Source organism: Acidianus manzaensis (genome assembly GCF_002116695.1).
Taxonomy (GTDB): domain Archaea; phylum Thermoproteota; class Thermoprotei_A; order Sulfolobales; family Sulfolobaceae; genus Acidianus; species Acidianus manzaensis.
The window spans coordinates 607501-633565 of the sequence record NZ_CP020477.1 but is presented as its reverse complement, the minus strand read 5'-3'; the positions used below and the strand labels follow the sequence as shown (position 1 = coordinate 633565).

Genomic DNA, 26065 nt, shown 5'->3' with positions numbered 1-26065 from the left:
TTAAAAATGACTTTGCTATTAAGATAAATGTGTCAAGAGACGAAGTGCTTGAAACACTAAAATCAGGAAGAATAGATTATGTAAGAGTAGAATTCATAGACTTACTAGGAAACGTAAGAGGAAGATCACTAAGAAGACCAGAATTTGAAGATGTATTAATAAATGGAAAAGGAATACCGTATTCTGAATCGTTAGTGTTACTGGATTATCAAGATAATCCTATTAAAGACAAATACGAAGACGTAATAGCTTTTCCAGATCCTTCAACTTTTATTACATTACCTTATTTAGAAAGAACAGCAAGAGTATTGTCTTTTCTTTTCTATCCTGATAATTCTACGCCGTCACCTTATTGCAGTAGAGGAATACTCAAGAAAGCGCTAGAGAAATTAGAAGAATCAAGTTTACAGATGATGGTAGCTTTTGAACCAACATTTTACTTACTTAAAGATAATGATATTAATCTACCAGCTGACCAGGCTAAAGCTTATTCTCCAGAAGGATTAATGGAAGAGCAGACATTCTTAAGAGACGTAATTAAATATCTTGAAGAAGTTGGAGTCCAGGTAGAAACTATAAACAAACATTATGGACCAGGACAATATGAAATAACTTTCTCACAAAAAGATGTGCTAACAGCTGCAGACTCATTATTAACTGGAAGAGAAGTAATAAGGGATACTGCTAGAATATATAAAATGCTGGCTACTTTTATGCCTAAACCTTTCTCTAAGTATCCAGGAAGCAGTATGGATATTTACATTAAATTATTAGATAGAAATGGAAAAGAAACAATGCTTGATTTAAATGATCCAAAAGGAATAGGATTAAGCAAGATTACATACAACTTCTTTGCTGGAATATTAGAGCATTTAGGAGCTATAATGGCTTTTGCTTCTCCTACAATCAATTCTTATAAAAGATATAGAGAAATAATTACTCCTAATATAGGAGGCATAGGATCTGAAAGGCATTACATAATAAGAATACCAAGTAATTTTAGAGAGACTAAATTTTTAGAGTTCAGATTAGCTGATCCTTTAACCAACTCTTACTTACTTTTATCATCTATAATATTTGCAGGATTAGATGGCATAGAAAAAAATCTAGATATAGAACCAAATACTGAAATGGCTCATATTCCTAATAGTTTAGGAGACTCATTGAGAAAATTGCAAGAAGACAATTACTTGAAATACTTGTTAGGACAAGATTTGGTTAATACATTTATAGAACTAAAAACTAGAGAATTACAAAGCTATGAAACATATATAACGGATTGGGAAACAAAAGCGTATTTAAAGGCAGGATGGTAATGAAAGCAGCAATTTTTAAAGAAATTGAAAAACCTTTGAGTATAGAGAATGTAAAAGAACCAGAAATTGAACAAGGCGAAATATTACTCAAAGTATTAGCTTCTGGATTATGTCATGGAGATTTGCATATAATTTTTGGAGATTGGAAAACTGACGTAGACGTAAAGACACCAATAATATTGGGTCATGAAATTATAGGCCAAGTTATGAACGATGGAAAGAACGTAAAAAAAGGAGATAATGTACTTGTGTATAATGCTTTTGGATGTAATGAGTGCAAATATTGCAAGCGTGGATATCCTCAGTATTGCGATAAAGTAAAAATTTTAGGAGTTCACGAAAATGGCGGATTCGCAGAATACGTAAAGGTTCCATCAGAAGATAATTTAGTTAAAGTATCTGGAAATCCAATAGATTTGGCTCCTTTAGCTGATGCAGGACTAACAGCATATAGTTCAGTAAAAGATATAGAAGAAGGAAGTAATGTAGCACTTTTAGGTACTGGAGCAGTAAGCATGATAGCATTACAGATTCTAAAACTAAAAAATACCAAAACTACTGTAGTAGGAAGAAATTATTTTAAATTAAGTAAAATGCTTGAATTAGGAGCAGATAAAGTAATAGTAGTAAAAAATAACTATTCTGAAGATTTATCATCAAAAATAGGCAGAGAAAAATTTGATTATATAATAGATTATGTTGGAAGTAATGAAACTCTAAAAGACGTATTATGGATGATCGATAGGATGGGAGAATTAAGAATAGTAGGAGAATTTGGTGGAGAATTTACAGTACCAGAACAGCTAATGGTATTAAGAGGACTTAGAATTAAAGGAGTATTATATGGTACAAAAAAAGATTTAGAAGAACTAGTAAAAATTTTCAATGAAAAGAAAATAAAAACTTTGGCAGTACCTTATAAATTAGACGAAATAAATATGGCAATAGATGATCTTCTAAATGAAAGAATAATAGGTAGAGCAGTAATTATACCTTAGCGTAAAAACTAAATGGATTATTACCAGATATTTTAATTTCTACATTCAGGAACTTTTTTATAACTTCAGCATTAGTTTTTGCATGTAATGTATACATTGAACCAGTAAAATGACCACCATATAAGGACGCATATAACATTAACATATCAGACATGTATCTATCTACTCCAGCTTTACTCTGTATATCTTCTATTAACTTTTCCCCTGCTTCTTCTCCAACCTTTTCTGCTCTTTTACCTTTTTCACCTAATGAGTCAGAGCCTAATATACTATCACCATAAGCAGCAAGAGTAATTCCTGATCCTTCGCTTTCTCCTTGTCTTACATCAATATCAATATCTATGTCGATGTTTCCTAAAAATGACGATAAAAATTGCTTAGCTGATTTTGCTTGTCTCTCTGCTATGTGAGAAGGCAAAGAAGACACATGCGATATACCTTTTACATAATTAATTTTTCTAATACTATCAATTTCAAACTTTTCTCCTTCTCCTTCAAAATTAGATAATTCTATTATACCTCCTCCTTTCGGATAATGGCCTCTCTTTATTAAAGATATTTTTCCGTTTATTCCTATTTTATTTAAAATACCTAAATAAACCATACGAAGATAATCGATAGTAGGGGATTTAGGAACATCAGTACCTCCAATTAGTTTAATTTTTATATTTTTATTAATAATAACTGGAATAGAAGCTACAGCTATTAAAGTAGTACTTCCAGCAGTTTGTACATTTTCTGTTATTTCTAAATTATCTTGAATTTCTCTAGGAATAAATAATAATTCTTTTGATCCTAAAAAATCACCTTTTGTGTCTGCATTACATAATTTTTTCATTAATCTTACTGCAGTTAAATGTTGCATTTGCAGTCCTGGATTTTTCCTATTACTTCTGATATTATATATTCTAAAAGGTTTTTGTGTAATTGCTGATAATGTAAGTGAAGTTCTTAATATTTCTCCTCCACCTTCACCGAAAGAACCATCTATTTCTATCATTAATATAATACATGATATGAAAGTCAAAATAAAATCACTAGTAAATATTATAGGTCATGAAGAGCTATTCATAATACCAATTACGTACAATAATACATTTTTACTCGGTTTAAATTTTTATGAGGAGAGAGAAGGAGGTCGAACTGCTAGATTTGTAATAGTTCAAGATAAATATGGAGAAATAGATCATAAAACAAAAATAATAAGCGGAGATAAAGGAATTGTTGAAGCTATAGGAGTAGAAGATGACTACAAAATATTAGCACAGTATATAAAAATAGAAAAATTTCTAAAAACTAATAGATTACCTATTTTTGTTAATGTTCAGATTATACAAAATCACGAATATAGCAGAGGTATCCAAGGTTATTTAAACTACGTATCAAGATATGGAGAAATAGATACTCTATTACTTAAAGATAAAATAAAGTTAGAAATTGAAGAACTTATCTAATGTAGATGCTTTATATATTTTTCCTAACCTTACTCCTACTCTCCTTAATTTTCTTCTGTCAGACTTTAAAATTTCAGCTAAAAGTAACTTTGCCTCGTCATAAGCATTTTCTCTAGTTATACCAAAATTATACGTCTTCTCTCTACTTACTATATCTAAGTCTTCCATTATTGCTACTACAGCTAATGTTTTAGGAATTCCTCCATTAGCTCTAGAATATGCTTCATCAATAGCTCTCTTTAAATAAGAATATATAAAATCTAAATCCCTACTATTATTCTTCATTGTAACATATCTTCCAATATGTTTTCTTATCCTCTCTTTTACTGGTTCATTGTAAGTATTCAAAGCTAAAGAGTACAGATAAGAGGCTTTTGCTTTGCCTATTTCAGATTTTAATTTCTCAAAATCTACTTTTGTAACATCATATAAATAAGATATACCATTTTCTTTTAATTTATTCAAAATAGTATTTCCTACACCTGGAACCTCATCTATCGGTAGAGTTTTTATAAATGATTCAACTTCTTCTGGTTTAAGAACACCTAAACCATTCGGTTTATGTAGTTCCGCAACTATTTTAGCTAATATCTTATTGGGTGCTATACCTACTGTTACCGTTATTTTCTCCTTCTCGTAGATTTTGTCTTTTATTTCTTTTCCCAAAATATAAGCTTCTCTAAAATCTTTTACCCTTTGAGTTATATCTAAATATGCCTCGTCTATACTTGCTATTTCAATTTTATCTCCATAATTCTTTAATATTCCGTCCATTATCCTATTCGAAACTTCTTTATATATTTCTTTTCTTATTGGTAAATATATTGCGTTAGGAGCTATTTCTTTAGCTTTAGGAATTGGCATTCCTGCTTTTATTCCAAGTTTTCTAGCTTCATAATTTGAAGTAGCTATAGCTCCACTATCCTTAAATCTTCCTGAAAATACACAAACTGCTACTGGTTTTCCCTTTATTTTCGGATTTAATATTTCCTCTACTTGTGCAAAGAAATAGTCGAAATCAACAAAAAGTACTATCATTTACATCTTATATTAATATTAACTTCTTTTAGCTTTTTTACCACTTCTTCTAATTTTGGAGACCCAATACCTCCTATCCTAGTTACTTTTAACGCTGAAGAAACTATAGCGAACTTAAGACTATCTTCAATATTATTAGAATTAAGTACGCTTACATTAAAAGCAGCATCAAAAACGTCTCCAGCACCAGTAGTATCTATAACATTTACATTTACTCCAGAGGAATAACACTCTTCATCTCCTTTTACCATAGCACCATCCTTGCCCATCTTTATTACAGTTAGTTTAGCATTTACTTTGGATCTTAATGTTTCATATTCTTTTTTATTTACATATAATATATCTACTTTTTCTCCTTCGTATTCAGAAGCATAAGGACCAGGATCGTAAGAGATAAGTTTGGCAGCTGGATCTGCGTATATAATCTCAGGAGATACAGATGCAAAATGAAAAACATCAAACATATTAGAAAATTTCTTTACATCTTCTAAAGTAGGTAACAAATTCTGATTAGTTTTTCTAACTATTGAAACTGAACCATCATCTCTTAAGAATATTATTGCCATATTAGGTTTTATATCGTATTCTGTAACAAAATCTAATCCTACGCCTTCTTCTGCTAATGGTCTCATCAATGCTGAAACTATTGGACTTTTACCAACTTTAGCTAGAAGTTTAGCTGAATGACCTAGTCTAGTTGTCGCGATAGAATAATTAGTGGCTGAACCTCCAGGCAATATATCTAAAATATCAGTAGTACTTTTACTATCTATATCTGGAATTTTACTAAGTTTAACAATTATATCTATATTAAACTTACCAATAGCTAAATGTAAAGGCCTCATCAGTTAGCCGCCACCTCGTCATTCATCTGCCCCAAAGGTTATCATCACATCTTTATTAAATGGAATATCATATATTTATCTTTACTACAACTCTGCCAAAAAATCATAGTTAGTGTTGAAGATAGTTAATTTCATATTTCCATTAGTATATTTGTGTTTGATGGTAGAGATCAGAGAAATAAAGAAGATTCAAGAGACTGAAAAAGCTAGCATTCATAGTCATATAACTGGTTTAGGTCTAGATGAGCACGGAAAAGCCAAGCTGATTGCAGATGGTATGGTGGGGCAAACAGAAGCAAGAGAGGCAGCTGGATTAATTGTACAACTTGTTAAACAAGGCAAAATGGCAGGTAAAGGAATTTTACTTGTAGGCCCACCAGGTACTGGAAAAACAGCACTATCTATCGCAATAGCTAAAGAGTTAGGAGAAGGTACGCCATTTACTGCAATAAACGCTACGGAACTTTATTCAACAGAATTGAAGAAAACGGAATTATTAACTCAAGTTATCAGAAAATCAATAGGAGTTAGAATAACACAAAAAAGATTAGTATATGAAGGAGTAGTAAAGGAAATAAGAATAAAGGTAGCTAGGAGTAAAATAAATCCTTATTATCAAGTACCTAGAGAGGCTGAAATTACTTTAAAGACAAAAGATGATGAACTAAAAATAACGGCTGGAGAATCAGTAGCTGAACAAATACAAAGAAAAGGAATAAGAAAAGGCGATGTAATCTGGATTGACGCACAAACTGGCGAAATAGTAAAGGAAGGAAGAGCTAAAGAAGAGACTAATTATGAAATTGGAGGTGGAAAAGTAGTAGAAACACCTAGTGGACCAGTAAAAAAAGAAAAAGAACTTACTAGTACATTCACGCTTAACGATCTAGACCTAAACCTAGCTGCACAATCAATTAGTATAAACGCTATATTTTCCTTATGGACAGAAAGAGAAATTAGCGATGATATAAGAAAACAAGTTGATAAATTAGTTAAGGACATGATAAATTCTGGAGAAGGAGAATTAATTCCTGGCGTATTATTTATTGATGATGCACATATGCTAGACATAGAAGCTTTCTCATTTTTAACTAAAGCTTTAGAATCTGAATTATCTCCTATAATAATTCTTGCTACTAATAGGGGAGTAACAAAAATAAGAGGTACAGATATAGAGTCTCCACATGGAATACCATTAGACTTACTAGATAGACTACTTATAATACCAACTAGACCATATAATGAAAATGAAATAAGAGAAATTATAAAAATAAGAGCAGAGGAAATAAATGTAGAATTAGATCCGCAAGCTTTAGAATTACTAACTAAAATAGGCGTAGAAAATAGCTTAAGATATGCTGTTCAATTACTAGAACCTTCAAATATTTTAGCATTAAGAAATAATAGAAACGTCATAAAGGCAGAGGACATAAGCGAAGCAAATAAATATTTCGCTGATATAAAGAGAAGTATAAAATATGTTAAGGAATATGAAAGCTTAATGTTAAAATGATGACTGGTCGACGGAACGGAAAGATGAAGTATCAGTTGCCGGGCTGAAATCTCTTAGAATTCTATACGTCATACCCCAAATTACATAATCCTTATAGTAAAAACAATTAGTTCCTTTTTTTAATTCATTAAAATCCACCCAAAAGCATTTTTCAACTTCATCTTTGCTGATTTCCAGTTTGCTTTCTTGAGTATATCCCAAAAATACAGCAACCTTCAAAGGTCTATTATTTGGTGAATATATTCCTAAAAATTTTTTAATTTCTGGTCTTATTCCTACCTCTTCCATACATTCTCTAATTGCTGTATCCATGCAACTCTCATTGTTTTCCCTATGACCCCCAGGTAATGCCATATTCCCACTCCAAGGGTCATTAGGGTTCTCAACTCTTTTTATTAATAAGAACTTATTTTCATTATTAACCAGAAGTACAACTGCCGCATCACAATTCATAAAATATCATTTCTGTAAAGAAAAATATATTCTTTTCTTCCAATTAGCATCATCTCTATTTGGATAATAGCTTCTATAATGATTGCCTCTACTCTCTGTTCTAGTAAGCGCTGCGTATGCAGTTAAATATGATACTAAAGCAGCATTTGATTCTTCATTACTAGAAATAAAATCAGATATTGAGTATATTTCCAAAGCCTTACTTAACTTATCCTTGTCCCTTATTATTCCCACATTTTCCCAGTTAATGTTTCGTATTTCTTCTATTTTTCTTGAATTTCCAGAATGCAATTTAATATTAATTATATCTCCATCATCTACATATAAGCCTTCCCATTTATCTATGTACATTGGCATGTTTATTCCATAGACTAAACCTTCTGCCAAGGAATTACTTGCTAATCTATTAGCTCCATGAAGTCCAGTATCACTTACCTCGCCTATCGCATAAAGACCTTTTATATTAGTTTCACCTCTTATGTTAACTCTTATTCCTCCATCTACAAAATGAGCTCCAGGAAATACAGGAACTTTGAAATTCTTATCTTTTCCATGCCTTTTCAGATATGCGTTAAATACTGGAAACTTTTCTTCAAAATCTTGAATTTTAGTTAAATCCATAAATACTTGCCTTCCAGCTAAATATTCAGAATATATTGCTCTAGATAATATATCTCTTGGAGCTAATTCTCCTTTTTCATGATATTTAAATGCAAATCTTTCTCCTTTATCGTTTAATAGTATTGCTCCTTCTCCACGTAATGTCTCAGTTAAAAGAAACGTTTCACCATCTAAAGAAGTTACAGTAGGATGAAATTGAACAAATTCCATATCTGCTAATAAGGCTCCTGCTCTGAAAGCTATTGCAATACCATCTCCAGTATTTGTAGACTGATTGGAAGTAAACTTCCAAAGATAAGCATATCCTCCTGTAGCTAGTATTAGTTTTTCAGCATCAATATTTCCTCTATTTTTAGTAATAAATCCCTTTAATATATTATCTTTTACTATTATAGATAATAATTTATCCTCTATAATTGGAATATTTAATTCTTTAACTTTTCCCATTAGGAAATCATAAACATCTCTTCCGGTTTCGTCTGTTTTATGAAGAACTCTTCTCTTTGAATGACCTCCTTCTAATCGTAAATCGTCAGCGAATTCAAATCCCCAATCTTCCATCGTTCTTATAGCCTTAGGAGCTTCTGTTGTAACATAATTTACTGCTCTTTCATCTGATAAACCTGCACCAACTATTAGAGTATCTTTAGCATGTATTTCTGGCGAATCCTCTTGGCTAATAGCTGCAGCTATCCCTCCTTTCGCTATGTAAGTTGAACCACCATTTATTTTCTTAGTTATTATGATAACATCATACCCATTTTTCTTTAATGATACAGCAGCACTTAAACCGGCTATGCCATTTCCTATAACATATATCATAAATCGAACATGTGTTCGACATTTAAAAACTTTTCTTTAACTTTAGAATATTGAGATAAATTTGCTTATAAAAATAAATCTATATTTTATGAGAAAGATTGAAATTCCTAATAACTACTAAAAAGGCAGATTTAACTTATATTAAATATTTATATGGTAAGCACAAATTAGAATAACCGGAAATTTAATATTTTATAAGTAGAGCTTTATTTTTATGGACATAACATTACAACTTTTTGACGAACTAGAAGATTTATGGGGAGATATCTCAGGAGTAAAATTATCATTTGCTGGAAATCAGTGGTTTGTAGCTAAAGAACTACTAAATTTCCTAAATAAAAATGGACATAAAATATACCTTGAAACCATTCCGCCAGGATTAGTTAGAAAAAGAGCTGAAGGTAATCCTCTTAAAGTCGGAAACTTAGAAATATCATTTAGGCCTGAAATAGTATCTTTACCTCCTTCTTTAATTGAAGGTCTAGACATAGAAAAAAGGGTAGATTATGTTGAAAATGATCTAGTGATAGTATATAGAGGAGCTGAGATTAAAGATTGGTGTGACTTAAAAGGAAAAAGAGTGGCTATACCTAATCCTACTACAGAAGGAATAGGGCAACTATTTAAAGAATTATACGAAGAGCAATGCGGAAGTTATGAGGACTTTTTAAATTATGGCGGAGTATATTTAACTAAAATTCATCATAGAGAAATACCTCATATGTTAAAATTAGGCGATATAGAAGCTGGAGTAGTATGGAGAACAGAGGCTATATTCTGGACTTTTAAGCATACAGTGCCTAAAAATAATAAGATAGGAAAATTATCTTTTGCATTACTAAAAAATTCGTCTAATGAAGCAAAAAATGTATTTGAATTATTATTGAGTAATGAAGTAAAAAAGATCTATGAAAAATTTGCTTTTAAATGGATTGCCTAAGAAAATCTTTTTACTAGATCTTCAAATTCCTTATAATTCTTAGGTTTTTCTATTTTTACTTCAGAATTCTGAATACTACCTATTATAAATTCTTTCTTAACCTTAATTGGTAACTTAGATAAAACATATTCTGCAGAACCCTCTGGATCTTCCTTCATAATTTCTATTCCCTCATTATATGCCCTGATGAAATCGTCTTCATTAGAATATACAGTAGCCCCACAACTTCCTGGAATTCCAAGAAGTTCTTCAAATGTTTTACCCTTACCTAAAGCTGATGATACTACTGCACTATCAACTTGTTTTTGTTGAAGCATTTGCATTATCTTTTCCATATCATCAACATATACTATTTCTGACTCTATGTTTTTCAGAGTTATTAATGCCCTTGTTAATACATCAGCTGCACTACCTTTTCTCCATACACCTATTTTCTTGCCTATATCAGGATATATTGACATTAAACCTTTTATAGTCACGTAATCTATCTTTAATCCTCTTTTTACTAATGATACAGTAGAATCTAAAATAACGTCTACATTTTCATTTCCTTCTTTTCCAAAAAATATCTGTATATCTTTATTTTTTATTGTAGATGCTATTAAAGGATACGAAACTGGACCTGGTGCGACTAATGCTTTCATAGGTTATTTTAGTACCCATTATTTTTATTTCTTTTCAAAAAAGGTTTTATAATGAAAAATTTAAATAGGTAATTTTGTTACCTATTATGTATGAACAGAAAAAACTTACAATTTATTCAAATTCTTTTAGTTATAGTTTCAATGACTTTTGCGATAAGAGCATCTAATAACATGATAATGACAACAATACCATTATTATCTAAGTATTATTTCCATTTTACACAAACAGAAGTAGGAATAATATCTGGAGCTCTATCACTGGGAACTTTCATATCTAGCGGTATAATAAACTCTAAGCTTAAGAGTAATAGTAGAAGAAAATTATTCATATCATCTTCTATAGGTTATGCAATTATTTTACCAATATTTTATTTTGTGAATTCAGATACAATATGGCTAGTATCTATATTAGCAGGAATTACATTAGGAGCAATAATGCCAAATATAATAAACTCAGCAGGATTATTAGAAGACAGAAAAGCCAGAGAAAGACTATTATCTATATATACCTTAGCTTTGAGTGCCAGCTTAGTAGCAGGACCTGCAATAGAGACAGCAATATTATCCTTTTATCCCATACCTTTTGTTTTCCTGTTCTTTGCACCATTGGGAATAGCTGCAGCAATACTATCATTCTTCATAAAATTTCCAGAAGAGAAAAAAGAAGGAAATGCTACAAAAATTAAAGTATTTGAAAACCCAGGCTTTAAAACAGCAGTTATTAACATCTTAGCTTATAATATACCATTTTCAGTGATTTTAGCTTTTGGAGGAATATATGCTGTAGAATATTTGCATGTAAGTTACGCTGGAGCTACTGGATTACTATCAACGTTTTTCGTTACTTCATTTCTAGCAAGAATATACTTATCGATAAAACCACCAAATAGCGTAAGACTTCATGCTTATACTGCAATTTCAATGACAGTTTTGGGTTTATTATTAATATTATTATCTAGTAATATTTATCTATTTATTGTAGCGCTACTAATACTTGGATTTCCTCATGGATTAACTTACCCATTATCAATAATATCTATAAGTAGGACATTTAAACAAGAAGAAAGAAATCCAGCTAATAGTCAATTCTTTGCAATTATGATGATTATTGGAGTAGTAACGCCTACCTTAGCTGGATTTGTAGCTAATGCAATAGGGTTAAAAGATCTATTTGGTGTATTAATTCCAATAGTTCTACTCTTACTAGCCATGCTAAGTAAGTACGTAAAATATGTTGATGATGTTATATCAGAAAAACCTATCAAGAATAGCTCTTCTATAGTTAAAAATTCTAAAACTTAAGTCGATAGTTTCTTCTTTATGCATTTTAGTAAATAATTTACAATAATTTAGTTCATGAACTTCTTCTGCTGTATATTTCATGATTTCTTTTATTTCTTTATCATCTATAGATTTTATTTTTTCTACTCCAACTAAAAATGAATCTATATCAGCCCAAAGGTTAAATCTTGCAACTTTTTTATCGATTATCTCTTGAATATAGTAAAGTGGCTTCCAAGCAGTAAAGGAATGACCATGATCAATAATATAACCTTTACCGTCCTTAGCTAATACATGTTCTTCCTTTAAATCAATATTTAATATAACTTCTTCAAACGCTAATGCTGACTTTAATTCATCTAAATTATTTACTTTTTCATCTGCTTTTTCTGGTAGATACTCCATAAAAAATCCATTTTTTCCATCTTTTTCTCCAATTTTCAATTCAAGCAAAGGAAAACCCATGTATGAACCTAATCTAGATGATACTAATTCAGCGAATATCTCATAAGCTACGTTAACATCCTTATCTGTTTTGAAAGGCTTAAAGAATTGCATCAACTTAAACAATTTTACTAGGTTATAAAACTACCTATATTTATTAATCCTTATAAATATATTTAAAATTAGATTATGTATTTTATAAAAATTTTGTATCATTTTCAAAACAACTTTAAAGTGTCGAGTTAAAAATAGTTTGGTATGTCAAAGATACCAAGTATTAATTGGAAATCACAAGTGGTAAAACTGCTTATTATACTTATAGTATTGGCTATTGTGGCAGTATTGCTACATGCTATAGCTAGAATAATTGTTACATATATTCCAGCTTTGGGTGAATACATACATTATGTAGATTTAGCAATTGATGCAGCCATAGTTGGTATAGGAGGATATTTCGTTATTTCAATTATAAGAAAAATAATAAATGTTTATTTATTAGGCAAAATGGAAGCTAGTACGGCTCATACTATTAGCTTATTCATAGACATAGGACTATATGCTATACTAATCTTAGTAATTTTATCTGCATTAGGCGTTAACTTAACTGGAGCAGCAATTGGAGGAGCAGTAGGCGGTATAGCTATAGGTTTGGCAGCGCAAACAGTACTATCTAATGTATTGTCTGGTACGTTAGTTACTAGTTCAAAGACATTAAAACCCGGAGATAATGTAAGTCTAATATCTTGGATATGGGGTAATCCAATTATTGGTGAAACGACTAAAGTTGGAATTTTATTTACTGAAATTAAGACAATTAATGGAAATATAATAAGAATACCCAATTCTGCGTTTTTAGGCAATACTGTTTTTACTAAATTAGAAGGAGAGAATTCACTAGTTTATCCTTATCAAATTACAGTTAATGCTGATGTACCTGCAGAAAAAGTATTAACAAAAGCTACTAATTATATTAAAGATTATTTATCAAAAGTAAAAGTTGAAATGCCAGAGGTCTATTTTACGACAAAAAATGGTGGAACTAATATATTTACTGTTATAATACATTTTAATGAGATGAATAGCTTAAATAAAATCTTGGATATTATAAATAAAGCTTTTGACCAGGCATATTGGGATACTAAAAACGAAAAATAATTTTCGCTATTTGATATAATTTTTTAAAATATATTAATTTGATAATGAACTGTAAATAATTCCCAAGCAATTAAAGAAGAACTTAAATATTTAGATATATCTTTTTAATGTATGAAATCAACAGTTCGAAAGTTAACTATAGGTTTGCTTTCAATTCTAATAGCACTTGAAATTTTTTCATTTGGATCAATTTCTTTTGCAAACTCTACATCAATTACTATATCTGGATATGCAAACCCTACACAATTACTAGCACCTGGAGAAACTGAAGTTCCTATAACTTTCACAATAATTAATTTAGGTACGACTCTATATAACGTAAATATAACTCCACTGAATTACTATCCATTGGAGGTGTATAATTATTATAATTCATCCGATATAATTAACATTCCGAAATTAGCATCAGGTAGCGAAGTTAATGTAACATTTATATATAATGTACTTCCTTCAGCAAAAGATGGAATATACAAAGTACCATTAATGATTAATTCAAGCGAAGGAAATGAAAAGGAATACTTTCCAGTACCAGTTCTTGGATATGTCAAAATTTCTGGAGAAAGTATATGGGGAAGTGAATCTTCACCGCAAATCGTTTCTCCTGGAGAAACTAATGTTCCATTAACATTAGTACTTATAAATGATGGAAACGTGATGGCAAGTAATGTAAGTCTCAATTTTACTAGTAAATATCCTATCAAATTTGATCAGAATAGTACCTTTGTAGGTTATTTACCAGTTGGAGAACCAGTTGAAGTACCAGTTTATGCTTCTGTCTACTCTAATGCAACTACCGGAGTTTATAATTTACCTATAATCGTACATTACTTCAATAATTCTATACAAAAAATAACTATACCTGTTTCGATAGATGGATATGAGAATTTTTCTATTTCAGCAATTTGGGGCTCTACCACTGAACCAATTACAGCTTCTCCTGGTAGTACCCAGTTACCACTAACTTTTATAGTTAAAAATCTAGGTGATGTTACAGCTACTAACGTTAGTTTAACTATAGTAAAAGATTATCCAATAAGCACTTCTCAAAATAACATCTATATAGGAATTATACCAGCTGGAGAAGAAAATTTAGGTAGCATAACAGCAAATGTATATGCTAATGCTACACCAGGTGTGTATTACGTACCAGTAATTATACATTATTTTGATTCAAGTTCGTTAGAATATGTACCAATAGTTATCTCATCACCAAAAATTTCCATTAATATGATAACCTTGCCACCTCAAATATTTCCTGGATTTTACAATGTAAGAATTGAAGCAATACTAACCAATTATGGAACTGGAATTGCGGAAGATGCCAATATTTCCTTACAGTCTCCATTTAAAATAGTATCTCCAAGTAATTTTAGCATAGGTGCTATTCCTATAGGTTCTCCAATTAATGTAACATTTCTGATTAACGTACCAAACTCAACAACTCCAGGAAATTATACCCTGAAATTTACAGTTAATTATGATGGCGGAAAGATAATAAAAGATGAAGTAATAACAATATACCCTAAAGCAAATATAATTATAGAAAAAGTAATATATAATAGTATAACTCCTGGAGCAAGTAAAGTCCCAGTAACTTTTGTATTAAAAAATATTGGAGACGTTACAGCAAAGAACATTGTAGTATATCTAGGTTCATCAAATGTTATAAGCCCATACGTAAGTAGTTCAGATGAGTTAGCTGCACTTACAGCATCAGAACAAGATATAGGTGATTTAAAACCAGACCAATCAATTAATGTTACGTATGTAGTTGATATTAGTGGTGGAGTTTCCCCTGGAACTTATCCAGCAACACTAATAATGGTTTGGAATCAAACTGGTTCTCTAATACCATTTGAGGAAAGCCAGACTGTAAACATAACTGTATCTCCATCAGCAATAAGTCAATTTACTAGCAATATAACATCCAATCCACTTGTATTATTGCTCATAATAGTAGTAATAGTGCTTATAATAGCAGTTATCATAATAGCAGTTAGAGCAAGAGGCAAAAAATAATATAAGTCAAAAATCTACTTATTTTTTATGATTTCAAATGCAATAGCAGTTTTCTTAGGATATATAAAAGGAATATATTCAGAATTAGCTATAGGCTTGGCTACTCTTTTAATTACAATTTTAACTGTAGTTCTTATATTTATAGGCTTAATAAGTCTTATAATGAGCATTAATAGGCATCAATAAGTTATTGCTATTTCACAATTTTCAATAAAGCTTTTTATTTTAGAAACATATACATCTAAATCTTCTTTTTCTATCATCTCTAATATATAGCCATCATAATGCAATTTTAATGCTAAATTCCAGCTTTCGTCTATCCATTCCCCTAAGATATCTGAAATTACAGGAATCGCATCCCTTAGTTCTTTTTGAATTCCAAAATAGTCTTTTAAGCTTTTCATTCCTTCTACAATACTTTGATAGAACATCTCGCTGGCTAAACTAGGAGAGTTAATCAAGCTCAATCCTTGCTCATAATAAAATTTGGAATTCTCTAATCTCATTTTTACTAGATCATTCCTACTAATTTTATCTTTTAATGCATCTAGGGTTTCAGAAGGACTTATTTCATTACCTATTTGGAAAATAGCTTCTGATACTTTCACATTCTTATACTTGCTAGGTTTTACTATAAAAGATGAATCTAGAAATATTACCTTGAATTAACGCTATAATAATACCTGCAATAACTGATAAAATTCCTATAAATGAGTCAGGATATTCATAAGGTATAATATTTGAAAATATTCCGTATGCCATTAGGATAGTTGATACTATAGCTAACCCAAGATTTATGGTAAGTTTTCCAATAGAAGCTTTTTTCACGAATAATGGATAAACAGCAGAGATGATTAAGTGAGAAGAAAATAGAGTGGTTATAGAGGCTTCGGTAGTTAAATTATATAATTCTGAATAATTTCCTGTAACAGAAGCTATCATATTAAAAAACAGAAAGAAAATAGCTACAATTAAGATAGATTTAAACATTGATTTATTTACTAAGGAGTAAGTTAATCTAGATAATGCTACATAAGCAGCAATTGCAGAGCCTAATAGACTATTAATTGTGAAAATAAAGAAAATTAATGAAAAAGTAGAACCTAAATATTCTTTAGATAAATAATATCCAGGATACAATGTAATATTAAGAAGATTAGAAATTCCATTATTTGTAAATCCTGCTGCAGCTATCTCAAAGTATGATGCAAATATAACTACTATTGACGCTATAGAAAAAGCTAGTAAATAAGAACTTCCTACTGTTTTACCTCTTCCTTTTGCTTCATAACCTAAGAAAAAAGATGCGCCTCCTCCAGCTAAGGTAAAAGCTACTGCTAATGCTCCAGACCATAGTTCTGATTGCGTTATATCAAATTCTGGAGCATGTATTCCTGTTATGGACAATATTCTTGTTCCTAGAATAAGAATTAGAATTATTTCTATGCTAGATGTTATTAATGCATAAAACAATGGAGGCTTTATACCAGAAATCAATAATAAAGTTAAAATTATAGGTATTAAGATTTCTAATATTGCAAAAATATAATAATTAACATTAAATAACGTTGGTAATACAATACCTACTAAATATGTAGTTACTGACGGAAGATATATAGCATAACTAATCCAATATAGCCAACCTGCAATCTTACCTACAACATTTCCAGCTGAGAATTTAGCGAAATCGTATATTCCTCCAGTAGTAGCAATAATCTTTGAATAATTATATCCTATTAAAACCCAAAATAGGTATATTAGTACGCCTAATATTGAAGCTATAAATGTTCCTGCTAGAGAGTCTTGAAAAGCAAAAGTAAGATATGCTGAAACTGAGCCTAATGGTGCTATTGAGCTTAGTGACTGGGCAACAACTAAATATTTTGGTAATGTTTCCTTCTTCGGATCTAGATTTTTATTAAAACGCATAGGAACAATTAATCATTAGTATTTAAAAGATCTTTATCTTTTTAAGAAATTTCCAAGCTAATACTGCAATTATCAATAAAGATGCAGTTATTATAGCTAATGGTATTACATTAAAATATATTAAAATTAAAGCCATATAATACGCTGCATATATAGCGTAAAATATTAGAGTATCAGAGAAATCTGGCTTTTTTATAAGATAAAATGTAATAAATGCAGTAGTAATTATAAATCCTCCTACTAATGCTGGTATCAGAAGATCCATTTGTATTTTGTTAACTTAATAAAATAAAAAGTTTTCTTCAATTAAACATCATTAAGATTTAATATAACGGCTAACTAAATAATGATATGCTTTATCCCAAAATCTATCCTTTACTATTAATTTTATCATCAATTTCATTAGTTTTAGGTGGGATTCTTTTAATAGGACATGTTCCATATATTTTAACAATTTCTACTTTTGTGGTAGTAGTAATTCTTATAAGTTTATCATTCCTAATATTGAAAGGATATAAAATCGCAATACATATAGGAGGACTTCTAGGTATACTAGCAATATTATCCTCTAGTCTTTCTGAAGCCCATTTACAAGCATTATTACAATTTGGCAGTTCAGCTTACATTTCTATTCTAGATATATTAATGATTTTAGGTTTTTATTTATTTCCAATTATATATTTATATTTTTGGATATCTCAATTTATAAGGAAGAATAGTTAAGCTATTTAAGGATTTTACTATTTGGTATTCAATAAACTATAATTATACTATTTTATTAGTATCTAAGACTATAATTACAAATTTATTAAAAATTTTATATAAGTGAATTATAATAATCTCAGAATAACTATATTAGTATAATGGCAGATTTAATTTAATTATAATTATACTTAACAGTATTTGTTGATAACAATAACTTAAAATACTTCATTTTAAATATAACAATTTAGTATGAACATTATAGATCCACAAGCTAGAATAGCTGATCTTCTCGGTTTATTAACTATATTACAAAATTCTTATGAAGGAAAAACAGATCTATATAAGTTAGAAAAAGATATGGAAGTAGATTTAGACGATTTAATGCCAATAGTATATACTGCTAATTATCTAGGATTTGTCACTGTAGGAGGAGGAGATATAATAATAACAGATAAAGGAATAGAATTCTTAAATGCAAATATAAGAAAACGCAAGGAATTATTAAGGGATAGCTTAAGAAAAACCGAACCTTTTATTACGGCCATGGAATTGAAAACTTTTAGTTTGAACGATTTAAAAGAAGCATTAGAAAAGAAAGGAATATATATTTATGCTTCTCCCGAAGGAATTTATGATTTACAAATGACAATAACAGAATGGGGAGTTTATTCTGGACTTATATCTAGAGATGAAGATGATTTGTACAAAGTTAATTACGACAAATCGTAATTGTGAAAAAATTTTACGATAAATCGTAATACAAGAAAGCCTTATAATATTTTTAAAGAAAATTTTACTTATGGAAAATCAAATAAATGAACCAGTTAAGCATTATACAGATGAAGCTGATACTTTCAGGACTAAAGTATTTGGAGTACAAGACGGATTAATAGGTATAGGAAGCATAGCTTTAGGTGCAGCTGGATTTTCAAGAGAACCCTTATTAGTAGTTTTAACTGGAGTAATAGCCACTATTGGTCAAGCTTTTTCCATGGGCATAGGAGAGTATATTTCTACTAGAGTGAGAATGCAGGTAATTCAAAACGAAATAAAAAAGGAAAAATATGAAATTGAACATTATCCTGAAAAAGAGAAAGATGAACTAGTTGGGTTTTACTTAAAAAAGGGGCTACCAAAAGATGAAGCAGAAAAAATTGCAGAAATCTTGATGAGAAATAGAAATATAACACTAGAAGAAATGATGAAGGAAGAATTAAAAATCACTCCAGAAGAGTTCGAAAATCCAGTAAAATTAGGATTTTTGATGAGCTTATACCTAATTGTAGGAGGTTTAATTCCACTTTTACCTTTCATAATTTCATTATTTATCAGCATTCCGTTTTATTCTGCGTTAATAGCATCCATGGTACTAATGCTAGGAAGTTTAGGATTGTTTGGTAGCATAGCAACAAAGTTCACTGGATTAAGTAAACCTAGAGGAGCATTAGAACAAATAGGTACTGGAGCAATAGCATTAGTAGGTAGTTACGCTGCGGGACTAATATTAAGCCACTTCATTACTGTCCCCCTGCTGTAAGTAATTGAGCTAAATTTCTAGGAATTCTTGCTGGTTTATTATCTTCTTTAAATAATTCTCTTCTTCTTGCTTCTAATATATTTGGTTCAGTATGTAGATATTCTGCTGCAGTCTCTACTTTTGCGTTAACGCTTCTAGCTATTTCGTACAAATTATTTAGAACATTTTTATAATTTAAGTCTCTTAACACGTGATGGTCTATAATCATTGTATCTAAGCCTTCCTTAACTATCTTCTCTAGGTTGTTTATCGAATTATTTAGATCCTCTTCTTTTAAAGCATAGCCTAATAAATAGCTTAATGGACCATCTATTATTATTAAGTTAGGTTTTACTTCTTGCGTAAATTTTACATGCATATCTTTAGGTGCGCCTTCTATATCAGAAGTGATAAGTATAGTTTGATCTTTATCTGTTATAGCTACTTGTACTACATATCCTAATCTTTCATCTGCTCCATGAGGAACTGCAGGAGAGAATTTTATTTTTGTAGATCCAAAAGTTACTTCTTTTCCGTCTGCTGATTCTAGTGTTTTAGGTAAACCTCTTATAGAATTTATGAATTTTGGCGCTCTAACTCTTTTCTGACTTAGATTAATGTTTTCCTTAGGATCCTTTATGTATACTATTTTATCCTTGTATATTTCTTTAGGGATTATATAGCCTGGATCATGATGATCATAATGATAATGAGTTATAATGATAATATCTGCTTCATTGGCTTTTTGAGTTATCTTTTTAGCTAATTCTACTAATGTGTCTACTTCTTTCTGATGCGGAGGCAATCCATATCGTCTTGGTGCTAAAGATACAGCTGGATCTACTAATATTTTTACATCTGGAGTTTCTATAAATGTTGCTTGTGATCTTACTCCTAGACTCTCAAAAGCTAAAGGTTCTATTTTCATTATTAAATATTTATTTCTATAACTTATATACGAGTTTTCACTCAAGCTTAATTACTTATTAATAAGAAATATTTTCATATTTTTCTATCATAACTTAGATATTATTAAAGATTAAAACTAATATTTTCAAGTGTCTTATTTGTCTATGTGGTAAATCTAAGATACTTTAAAGGACTATTGCTAAGCGACTTTTACGCTCCTGGCTTTAAATGGAATGACGAGCTAAAATCTTACGTAGCATTAGCATATAAATATAGAGATACTTTGTCATATTTTCGTGAAAATAATACAGAAATAATTGATAATGTATTAGACTTATTACCATTTCCAATCATTCAAGACGAAATAAAATTACGAAAATATCAAATAGATGCTTTAAAATCATGGCTAAAATATAAAAGAGGAATAATAGTTCTACCTACAGGAGCAGGGAAAACTGTAGTAGGCTTAAAAGCTATATCGAAGCTTAAAGTTTCTACAGTTATAATAGTACCTACAATTGATTTGATAGACCAGTGGTATACAGCAATAACTTCTAATTTAAATTTTCAAGCAGGAAGAATTGGTGGAGGATATAATGAACTTAAAGGAATTACAATAATGACATATGATTCAGCTTACAGTAGAGTTGAAGAATTAGGCAATAAGTTTTACTTTGCTATTTTTGATGAAGCTCATCATTTACCCTCAGAAGGCTATTCTCAAATTGCTGAAATGTTAGTAGCACCATATAGGTTAGGATTAACAGCTACTCCAGAAAGACAGGATGGAAAACATGTATTGTTACCTAAACTAGTTGGACCTGTAGTATATAGGATTTCTACATCAGAATTGTCAGGCAAATATTTAGCTGAATTTGAAATAAAAAAGATCTATGTAGAACTAACAGATCAAGAAAAACAAATGTATTTAATGTATAGAAAACAACTCAGTGATTTCTTAGAGAAGGCTAAAATTAGACTAAATAGCTTATATGCTTTCCATAGATTATTAAGATTAGCAGGTAGAAATGCTAGGGCTAGAGAAGCCCTCTTAGCGTGGCATAATGCAGTAAATATTTCAGTAAATTCAGAATCAAAAATACAAAAATTAAGAGAATTACTTAATCAATATAAAAATGAAAAAATAATTATATTTACTAGAGATGTAGAAATGGCATATAGAGTATCTAAAGAATTTTTAATACCTGCTGTTACATATAAAACACCAAAAGATGAAAGAAACGAGATTTTAAGAAAATTCAAAGAAAGTAAATACAATGTGATAGTAACTTCAAGCGTATTTGATGAAGGTGTAGATGTTCCTGATGCAACTATTGGAATAATATTAGGAGGATACGGGACATCAAGGCAAATGCTCCAAAGACTTGGTAGAATTCTTAGAAAAAAAGAAAATAAAAATAAAGCATTATTGATAGAAATTGTAACTAAAGGTACATCAGACTATAATTTAAGTAGGAGGAGATCACATGCTGCCATCTGAGTTAGCTAGATACAAAATTCAAGGAGATAAAGTAATTCCTTTATTTGCAACGCTTGATGATAAAGAATTAGCTGAAAATATTATAGATTTATTCAAAGAAAACAGAAAGGTAGGAGAAATTTTAGATAATATAAAAATCATGGAAAAAATATATAATATTCCTTCAAAAATTAAATTAATAAGAGGACTATATAGAGAAATGCTAAAGCAATGCGAATTTCTAGAAAGTTCTCCAATAGACCCCAGGATATTAAGAAGAGAATTATTCTCCTTAGGTCCTATAATAGATAATGAAAAAAGAAAAGCCATTATTTCGGAAATTAATAAAAAATTTGGCATAGATGTAGAAAAATATATGTTTGCCGATATGGATGAAGAAAAAAAGATTACTCACGTCAACAAGGTAGACCCTATAACTTTGATAAAGATATATAACTTATCTTTGTTACAAACGCTATTATTCAAGAGTTATAAATTAACCGTACAAATTGAAGGAAATTGGAAAGATATAATTAGGAGAATAAAATGGTTAGGTTTAATGTATTTTGCCTATCCTAGCCCGTTAAGAATTGACATTATAGGACCTGCTTCTTTACTTAAATTATCTGAAAAGTACGGACGTAATATGGCTATACTACTACCCTATATTGTAGCTTCAAACTTTTGGAAAATATCAGCAGACATTGTATTAGGTAATAAATTTAAGAGAACGTATAAGTTAGAAGTAGAAAAATTTGATCTAATAACTTCATATATCAAAGAAGAAGATCAGAAGAGATTTGATAGTTCTGTAGAGGAAAAATTTTATGAAGATTTTATAAATATTATTAAAGATTGGAAATTATTGAGAGAACCAGAAACCTTAGTAATAAATCAAAGATTATTTATACCGGATTTTGTTGCAATTAAAAATCCTTTTAAAGTATATATAGAAATAGTAGGATTTTGGACAAAAGAATATATTAAAGAAAAAATAGAAAAAATTTCTAACTTTAAAGATGGAAATCTATTAATACTATTAAATGAAGATCTAAATAAGGAAGATTTTAGCAACTTTAATGTAATTAAATATAAAAATAAAATAAATATCTCTTTAGTTTATAGATGGCTTAAAAATCTGGAAAATAGTAATACAATTAAACTTGACCTAAATTATGAGATCTCAGGTGATATTGTATCTATAAAAGAATTATCAAAAAAACTAGGTATAGATGAAACTATTCTTAAAAAGAATATAAAAAATTTCAACGACTATATTTTTCTAAAAAATTTCTATATTAAAAAAAGCATTATAGAAAAACTCTCAAAACAAGACTTTACTAATAAAAAATTAGACGAACTAATTCATGATTATGGCGATTATATCACAGAAGTTCTAGAATATTTAGGGTATAAATTTAAATGGATAAACATTACAAATGCAATAGTAACAAAATAGTTACCATGGGATAATTTATGAAAGCAGCAATATTAGATCTAGATGGAACTTTAGTAACTACTGTAGACGTGCATAGAAAGGCTTGGGAATTAGCTATAAGAGATCTTGGAATAAACGACAAAATCAATTTAGACTCATTAATGGGAAGAAAAACATCAGATATAGCAAAGATAATAGCAAAAGATAAGTGGAAAGACCTTTATGAAAAGAAGAATGAGTATTTTGACAATTTAGTAATAAAATTGGCAAAACCAACTACTTGCTGCATTGATTTTTTAAATACATTAAGGGAAAAGAATATAAAAATAGCTGTAGTTACATCATCACTAAGGAGGTCTGCACTAAAATCTTTAAGTGTAATAAATTTTAATCCCGACATATTAATATCGGCTGATGATGTAAATAATGGAAAACCAGATCCAGAGCCAGTAAAAAAGGCACTTGATTTGCTAAATATCTCACCTGAAGAAGTGTTTGGAGTTGGAGACACATTACAAGACATAATAGCATATAGCAAAGCTAGAATTAAAGAAATGTTTATTCTTGAAAGCGATTTAAAAATAGATTTCTCAGAGGCAATCAAATTAGGTGCTAAAAAAATAAAAAATTTATGTTATTTATTAAATTATATCTAATTACATAGGTTTTGCTGCTATTCTAATTAGCCAATATATAGCTTTAATTACTCCTATTGTGTTATTTATATTGATCTGAGAGAAATTCTTAGACACTTCACCTTTAGTATTCTTTAATTCTAGAAATATATTATCTATACTAGAAAATACTTTATCAATCATCATCTTAACTATTCTTCTAGCTATAGAATTCTTTATTCCATTAGTTAGTATTGGAATCAATTCTCTTGTTATCTGTAAATCATAATGCCAAGATAAATATAACAAATCCCAGTAATTTTTAGGTAATTTTTCTGGCTTAGGATAAGCATTCTTAGCAATGTATGTAGTACTTATAGGAATTACAGGTAATGGAAATATCCATGCAGTTAACTTATGATCTATAATTGACTGAACTAAATCTATGCTTTGCTCAACGTCTTCTTCCGTTTCTTCCGGATATCCTATAGTCATTGTATAACAAGGATAAATGTAATAATTATTCATAATAGCAGTAGAATCTAGAATTATATCTTTCCAATCTTTAGGCGTCCATGGAAAAGCCTTAGCTGTCATATATTTTTCGAAAATTCTAGTACTACCTGTTTCTAAACCTACTACTGGTGCTGCAGCCCTATCTACATCATAATGCACAATCTCAGAAATTGCTTTTACTGTTTTAGGGCTTTCTCTAACTGCTGGCGCAGATATATGAGGAAACCATATACCGTCAACGCCCATATTCATTACTTCTGTAAATAACTTTACTATGGCGTCATGATTAGTTCTTAATTTTGACGAACCATAAAGCATTACGTCATCTGTTATAAATTCTACTCTTTTCCATCCTCCTTTCATATTAATTTCTACTTCCTTTTTTACGTCCTCTATTGGAATTGATCTAAATGTCTCTGGAGTAATAGAACAGAATTTACAACCTCTTGGACATCCTCTGGTTATTTGTACCTCACCTAATCTAGCAGGATTCTTTATAGTAGGAATGCTGTCTAATTTTGCATTTTTACCATGCACTATCTTAGGTATATCATTGTTTTCTAGCATCCCTTTTATAATCCTAGGTAAATCAGCCTCTGCTTCACCAACAAATACAGTATCTATCCAATCAGGAACATTGAGACTTAACTCCCATGCTCCCGGTCCTCCAGCTATTATCTTAACATGGTTCTCTGTTTTTAGCTTTTTCAGCATTTGACCAAATTCACTGAAAAATTCTGCAGTCCATGTAGGACCACCACCAAATATAAAGCTTAATTTTGCGCTTACTGGGTTTAATCCATAAGGATCATGAGCAGTTATTCCTATTATTTTCGTTCTATTAGCGAATTTACGTATATTTTCTGGTGGAACTACCGCTACAGAGAAACCAGAATTTGATAATATTGCTTCAATTTTTCTTAAGGCATAAGGTGCATATAATGCCTTACCTTCTGAATCTGTAGGTACCTTAGGTGTAAAGAATTTATCCATAAATACTCTAGGAACTAGCCTGTATGGCATACATGCTACATAGCCTAATACACTAGAACCTCCATAGTCCGTAAACGAACCTCTATCAGATGATAGGACTACGTCATAGTACATAGATTTTATGTTATTACTTTTAAGATAAAAATCTTCCTTTCAAAATGTTCAAATATTCCGATATATCTAGATTTTTTAAAATAACATATTGTTTACTATGTAAAAATTATCTGATATAAAAGCAATAAATTATATTCGATAATACCATTATGATATTCACGCAAGTCATACTTGAGATACTATCGTAATGTTTATTTAAAGGGAAGCTAAGTAGATGTTGATGGCTACTAAAATAAAATTCAAATACAAAGGAGAAGAAAAAGAAGTAGATCTATCAAAAGTAAAGAAAGTATGGAAAGTAGGAAAAA

28 protein-coding genes (1 of these 28 cut by a window edge) are annotated in these 26065 nt (G+C 29.9%); 16 read left to right on the top strand and 12 right to left on the bottom strand.

Annotated elements, in window-relative coordinates; translation table 11 throughout:
- Nucleotides 1-29: 29 nt before the first annotated feature.
- Nucleotides 30-1316 (top strand): glutamine synthetase family protein, encoded by a 1287-nt coding sequence (locus B6F84_RS02930; protein ID WP_148690844.1) that lies wholly within the window; start codon nucleotides 30-32, stop codon nucleotides 1314-1316.
- A complete protein-coding gene (locus B6F84_RS02925; protein WP_148690843.1) occupies nucleotides 1316-2314 on the top strand; it encodes an alcohol dehydrogenase catalytic domain-containing protein in 999 nt (332 codons plus the stop codon). Before B6F84_RS02930 ends, B6F84_RS02925 begins: the two co-directional genes overlap by 1 nt.
- Here the strand turns inward: B6F84_RS02925 and rtcA are convergent.
- Complete coding sequence (gene rtcA / locus B6F84_RS02920; protein ID WP_148690842.1) at nucleotides 2304-3314, bottom strand: RNA 3'-terminal phosphate cyclase; 1011 nt, start codon at nucleotides 3312-3314, stop codon at nucleotides 2304-2306. The two genes, B6F84_RS02925 and rtcA, sit on opposite strands and share 11 nt — an antisense overlap.
- Nucleotides 3315-3330: 16 nt before the next feature.
- Here rtcA and B6F84_RS02915 point away from each other — a divergent pair, with 16 nt between their 5' ends.
- The gene (locus B6F84_RS02915; RefSeq protein ID WP_148690841.1) at nucleotides 3331-3768 is read left to right on the top strand and encodes a hypothetical protein; all 438 of its coding nucleotides are present in this window, start codon (nucleotides 3331-3333) and stop codon (nucleotides 3766-3768) included.
- On the opposite strand, the gene B6F84_RS02910 is transcribed toward B6F84_RS02915, so the two are convergent.
- Both B6F84_RS02910 and B6F84_RS02905 read right to left on the bottom strand, forming a co-directional pair.
- Nucleotides 3745-4806 (bottom strand): Y-family DNA polymerase, encoded by a 1062-nt coding sequence (locus B6F84_RS02910; RefSeq protein ID WP_148690840.1) that lies wholly within the window; start codon nucleotides 4804-4806, stop codon nucleotides 3745-3747. The two genes, B6F84_RS02915 and B6F84_RS02910, sit on opposite strands and share 24 nt — an antisense overlap.
- Nucleotides 4803-5651, bottom strand: a complete 849-nt coding sequence (locus tag B6F84_RS02905; RefSeq protein ID WP_148690839.1) for a PfkB family carbohydrate kinase — start codon at nucleotides 5649-5651, stop codon at nucleotides 4803-4805. Before B6F84_RS02905 ends, B6F84_RS02910 begins: the two co-directional genes overlap by 4 nt.
- 160 nt (nucleotides 5652-5811) lie before the next feature.
- Here B6F84_RS02905 and B6F84_RS02900 point away from each other — a divergent pair, with 160 nt between their 5' ends.
- Nucleotides 5812-7164, top strand: coding sequence for a RuvB-like helicase (locus B6F84_RS02900; protein WP_148690838.1), 1353 nt, complete (start codon nucleotides 5812-5814; stop codon nucleotides 7162-7164).
- On the opposite strand, the gene B6F84_RS02895 is transcribed toward B6F84_RS02900, so the two are convergent.
- Both B6F84_RS02895 and B6F84_RS02890 read right to left on the bottom strand, forming a co-directional pair.
- Nucleotides 7156-7617 carry an NUDIX hydrolase gene (locus B6F84_RS02895; RefSeq protein WP_148690837.1) on the bottom strand — a complete coding sequence of 154 codons (462 nt, stop codon included), beginning with the start codon at nucleotides 7615-7617 and terminating at the stop codon, nucleotides 7156-7158. The genes B6F84_RS02900 and B6F84_RS02895 overlap by 9 nt on opposite strands.
- A gap of 6 nt (nucleotides 7618-7623) precedes the next feature.
- A complete protein-coding gene (locus tag B6F84_RS02890) occupies nucleotides 7624-9060 on the bottom strand; it encodes an L-aspartate oxidase (RefSeq protein ID WP_148690836.1) in 1437 nt (478 codons plus the stop codon).
- Between the two features lie 214 nt (nucleotides 9061-9274).
- On the opposite strand from B6F84_RS02890, the gene B6F84_RS02885 reads away from it, so the two are divergent.
- Nucleotides 9275-10000 (top strand): molybdate ABC transporter substrate-binding protein, encoded by a 726-nt coding sequence (locus B6F84_RS02885; RefSeq protein WP_148690835.1) that lies wholly within the window; start codon nucleotides 9275-9277, stop codon nucleotides 9998-10000.
- Here B6F84_RS02885 and B6F84_RS02880 read toward each other — a convergent pair.
- The gene (locus B6F84_RS02880) at nucleotides 9997-10644 is read right to left on the bottom strand and encodes a DUF3834 domain-containing protein (RefSeq protein ID WP_148690834.1); all 648 of its coding nucleotides are present in this window, start codon (nucleotides 10642-10644) and stop codon (nucleotides 9997-9999) included. The genes B6F84_RS02885 and B6F84_RS02880 overlap by 4 nt on opposite strands.
- Before the next feature lie 90 nt (nucleotides 10645-10734).
- Between B6F84_RS02880 and B6F84_RS02875 the strand changes: the two genes are divergently transcribed.
- On the top strand, nucleotides 10735-11946 hold the full coding sequence (locus tag B6F84_RS02875) for an MFS transporter (protein WP_148690833.1): 1212 nt from the start codon (nucleotides 10735-10737) through the stop codon (nucleotides 11944-11946).
- Here the strand turns inward: B6F84_RS02875 and B6F84_RS02870 are convergent.
- Nucleotides 11893-12483, bottom strand: a complete 591-nt coding sequence (locus B6F84_RS02870; protein WP_148690832.1) for a hypothetical protein — start codon at nucleotides 12481-12483, stop codon at nucleotides 11893-11895. The two genes, B6F84_RS02875 and B6F84_RS02870, sit on opposite strands and share 54 nt — an antisense overlap.
- 144 nt (nucleotides 12484-12627) lie before the next feature.
- Between B6F84_RS02870 and B6F84_RS02865 the strand changes: the two genes are divergently transcribed.
- From B6F84_RS02865 to B6F84_RS13810, 3 genes are all read left to right on the top strand, one after another.
- Entirely contained in the window at nucleotides 12628-13524 is an 897-nt protein-coding gene (locus tag B6F84_RS02865) for a mechanosensitive ion channel domain-containing protein (RefSeq protein WP_187152739.1), read from the top strand.
- A 111-nt stretch (nucleotides 13525-13635) separates the two neighbouring features.
- Entirely contained in the window at nucleotides 13636-15543 is a 1908-nt protein-coding gene (locus tag B6F84_RS02860) for a COG1361 S-layer family protein (RefSeq protein ID WP_148690831.1), read from the top strand.
- A gap of 27 nt (nucleotides 15544-15570) precedes the next feature.
- Nucleotides 15571-15729, top strand: a complete 159-nt coding sequence (locus tag B6F84_RS13810; protein WP_187152738.1) for a hypothetical protein — start codon at nucleotides 15571-15573, stop codon at nucleotides 15727-15729.
- Here the strand turns inward: B6F84_RS13810 and B6F84_RS02855 are convergent.
- Genes B6F84_RS02855 through B6F84_RS02845 form a run of 3 tightly spaced genes read right to left on the bottom strand, consistent with a single transcriptional unit; the run spans nucleotide 15723 to nucleotide 17737 of the window.
- Nucleotides 15723-16151 carry a hypothetical protein gene (locus tag B6F84_RS02855; RefSeq protein ID WP_236749026.1) on the bottom strand — a complete coding sequence of 143 codons (429 nt, stop codon included), beginning with the start codon at nucleotides 16149-16151 and terminating at the stop codon, nucleotides 15723-15725. The two genes, B6F84_RS13810 and B6F84_RS02855, sit on opposite strands and share 7 nt — an antisense overlap.
- 13 nt (nucleotides 16152-16164) lie before the next feature.
- Nucleotides 16165-17472, bottom strand: a complete 1308-nt coding sequence (locus tag B6F84_RS02850) for an APC family permease (RefSeq protein WP_148690829.1) — start codon at nucleotides 17470-17472, stop codon at nucleotides 16165-16167.
- A gap of 22 nt (nucleotides 17473-17494) precedes the next feature.
- Nucleotides 17495-17737 (bottom strand): hypothetical protein, encoded by a 243-nt coding sequence (locus B6F84_RS02845; RefSeq protein WP_148690828.1) that lies wholly within the window; start codon nucleotides 17735-17737, stop codon nucleotides 17495-17497.
- 86 nt (nucleotides 17738-17823) lie between these two features.
- On the opposite strand from B6F84_RS02845, the gene B6F84_RS02840 reads away from it, so the two are divergent.
- The 3 genes from B6F84_RS02840 (at nucleotide 17824) to B6F84_RS02830 (ending at nucleotide 19714) form a co-directional block, all read left to right on the top strand.
- The gene (locus tag B6F84_RS02840) at nucleotides 17824-18195 is read left to right on the top strand and encodes a hypothetical protein (protein ID WP_148690827.1); all 372 of its coding nucleotides are present in this window, start codon (nucleotides 17824-17826) and stop codon (nucleotides 18193-18195) included.
- Between the two features lie 231 nt (nucleotides 18196-18426).
- A complete protein-coding gene (locus tag B6F84_RS02835) occupies nucleotides 18427-18906 on the top strand; it encodes an AAA-associated domain-containing protein (RefSeq protein ID WP_148690826.1) in 480 nt (159 codons plus the stop codon).
- Nucleotides 18907-18976: 70 nt separating this feature from the next.
- Nucleotides 18977-19714, top strand: a complete 738-nt coding sequence (locus B6F84_RS02830; protein WP_148690825.1) for a VIT1/CCC1 transporter family protein — start codon at nucleotides 18977-18979, stop codon at nucleotides 19712-19714.
- Here B6F84_RS02830 and B6F84_RS02825 read toward each other — a convergent pair.
- A complete protein-coding gene (locus B6F84_RS02825; protein WP_148690824.1) occupies nucleotides 19695-20621 on the bottom strand; it encodes an MBL fold metallo-hydrolase in 927 nt (308 codons plus the stop codon). The genes B6F84_RS02830 and B6F84_RS02825 overlap by 20 nt on opposite strands.
- Before the next feature lie 147 nt (nucleotides 20622-20768).
- Between B6F84_RS02825 and B6F84_RS02820 the strand changes: the two genes are divergently transcribed.
- The 3 genes from B6F84_RS02820 to B6F84_RS02810 are packed head-to-tail and all read left to right on the top strand — an operon-like array spanning nucleotide 20769 to nucleotide 24176.
- Nucleotides 20769-22103: a DEAD/DEAH box helicase gene (locus B6F84_RS02820; RefSeq protein WP_148690823.1), complete on the top strand. Its 1335-nt coding sequence runs from the start codon at nucleotides 20769-20771 to the stop codon at nucleotides 22101-22103.
- Entirely contained in the window at nucleotides 22090-23541 is a 1452-nt protein-coding gene (bax1, locus tag B6F84_RS02815) for an endonuclease Bax1 (RefSeq protein ID WP_148690822.1), read from the top strand. Before B6F84_RS02820 ends, bax1 begins: the two co-directional genes overlap by 14 nt.
- A 17-nt stretch (nucleotides 23542-23558) precedes the next feature.
- Nucleotides 23559-24176, top strand: coding sequence for an HAD family hydrolase (locus B6F84_RS02810; RefSeq protein ID WP_148690821.1), 618 nt, complete (start codon nucleotides 23559-23561; stop codon nucleotides 24174-24176).
- On the opposite strand, the gene B6F84_RS02805 is transcribed toward B6F84_RS02810, so the two are convergent.
- Complete coding sequence (locus B6F84_RS02805) at nucleotides 24177-25757, bottom strand: B12-binding domain-containing radical SAM protein (RefSeq protein ID WP_148690820.1); 1581 nt, start codon at nucleotides 25755-25757, stop codon at nucleotides 24177-24179.
- Nucleotides 25758-25977: 220 nt separating this feature from the next.
- Between B6F84_RS02805 and sul7d the strand changes: the two genes are divergently transcribed.
- Nucleotides 25978-26065, top strand: partial view of a Sul7d family chromatin protein gene (gene sul7d / locus B6F84_RS02800; protein ID WP_148690819.1) — the beginning only. 101 nt of this gene lie beyond the right edge of the window; 88 of the gene's 189 nt are visible here — the first part of the coding sequence; its start codon is at nucleotides 25978-25980; the stop codon falls past the right edge of the window.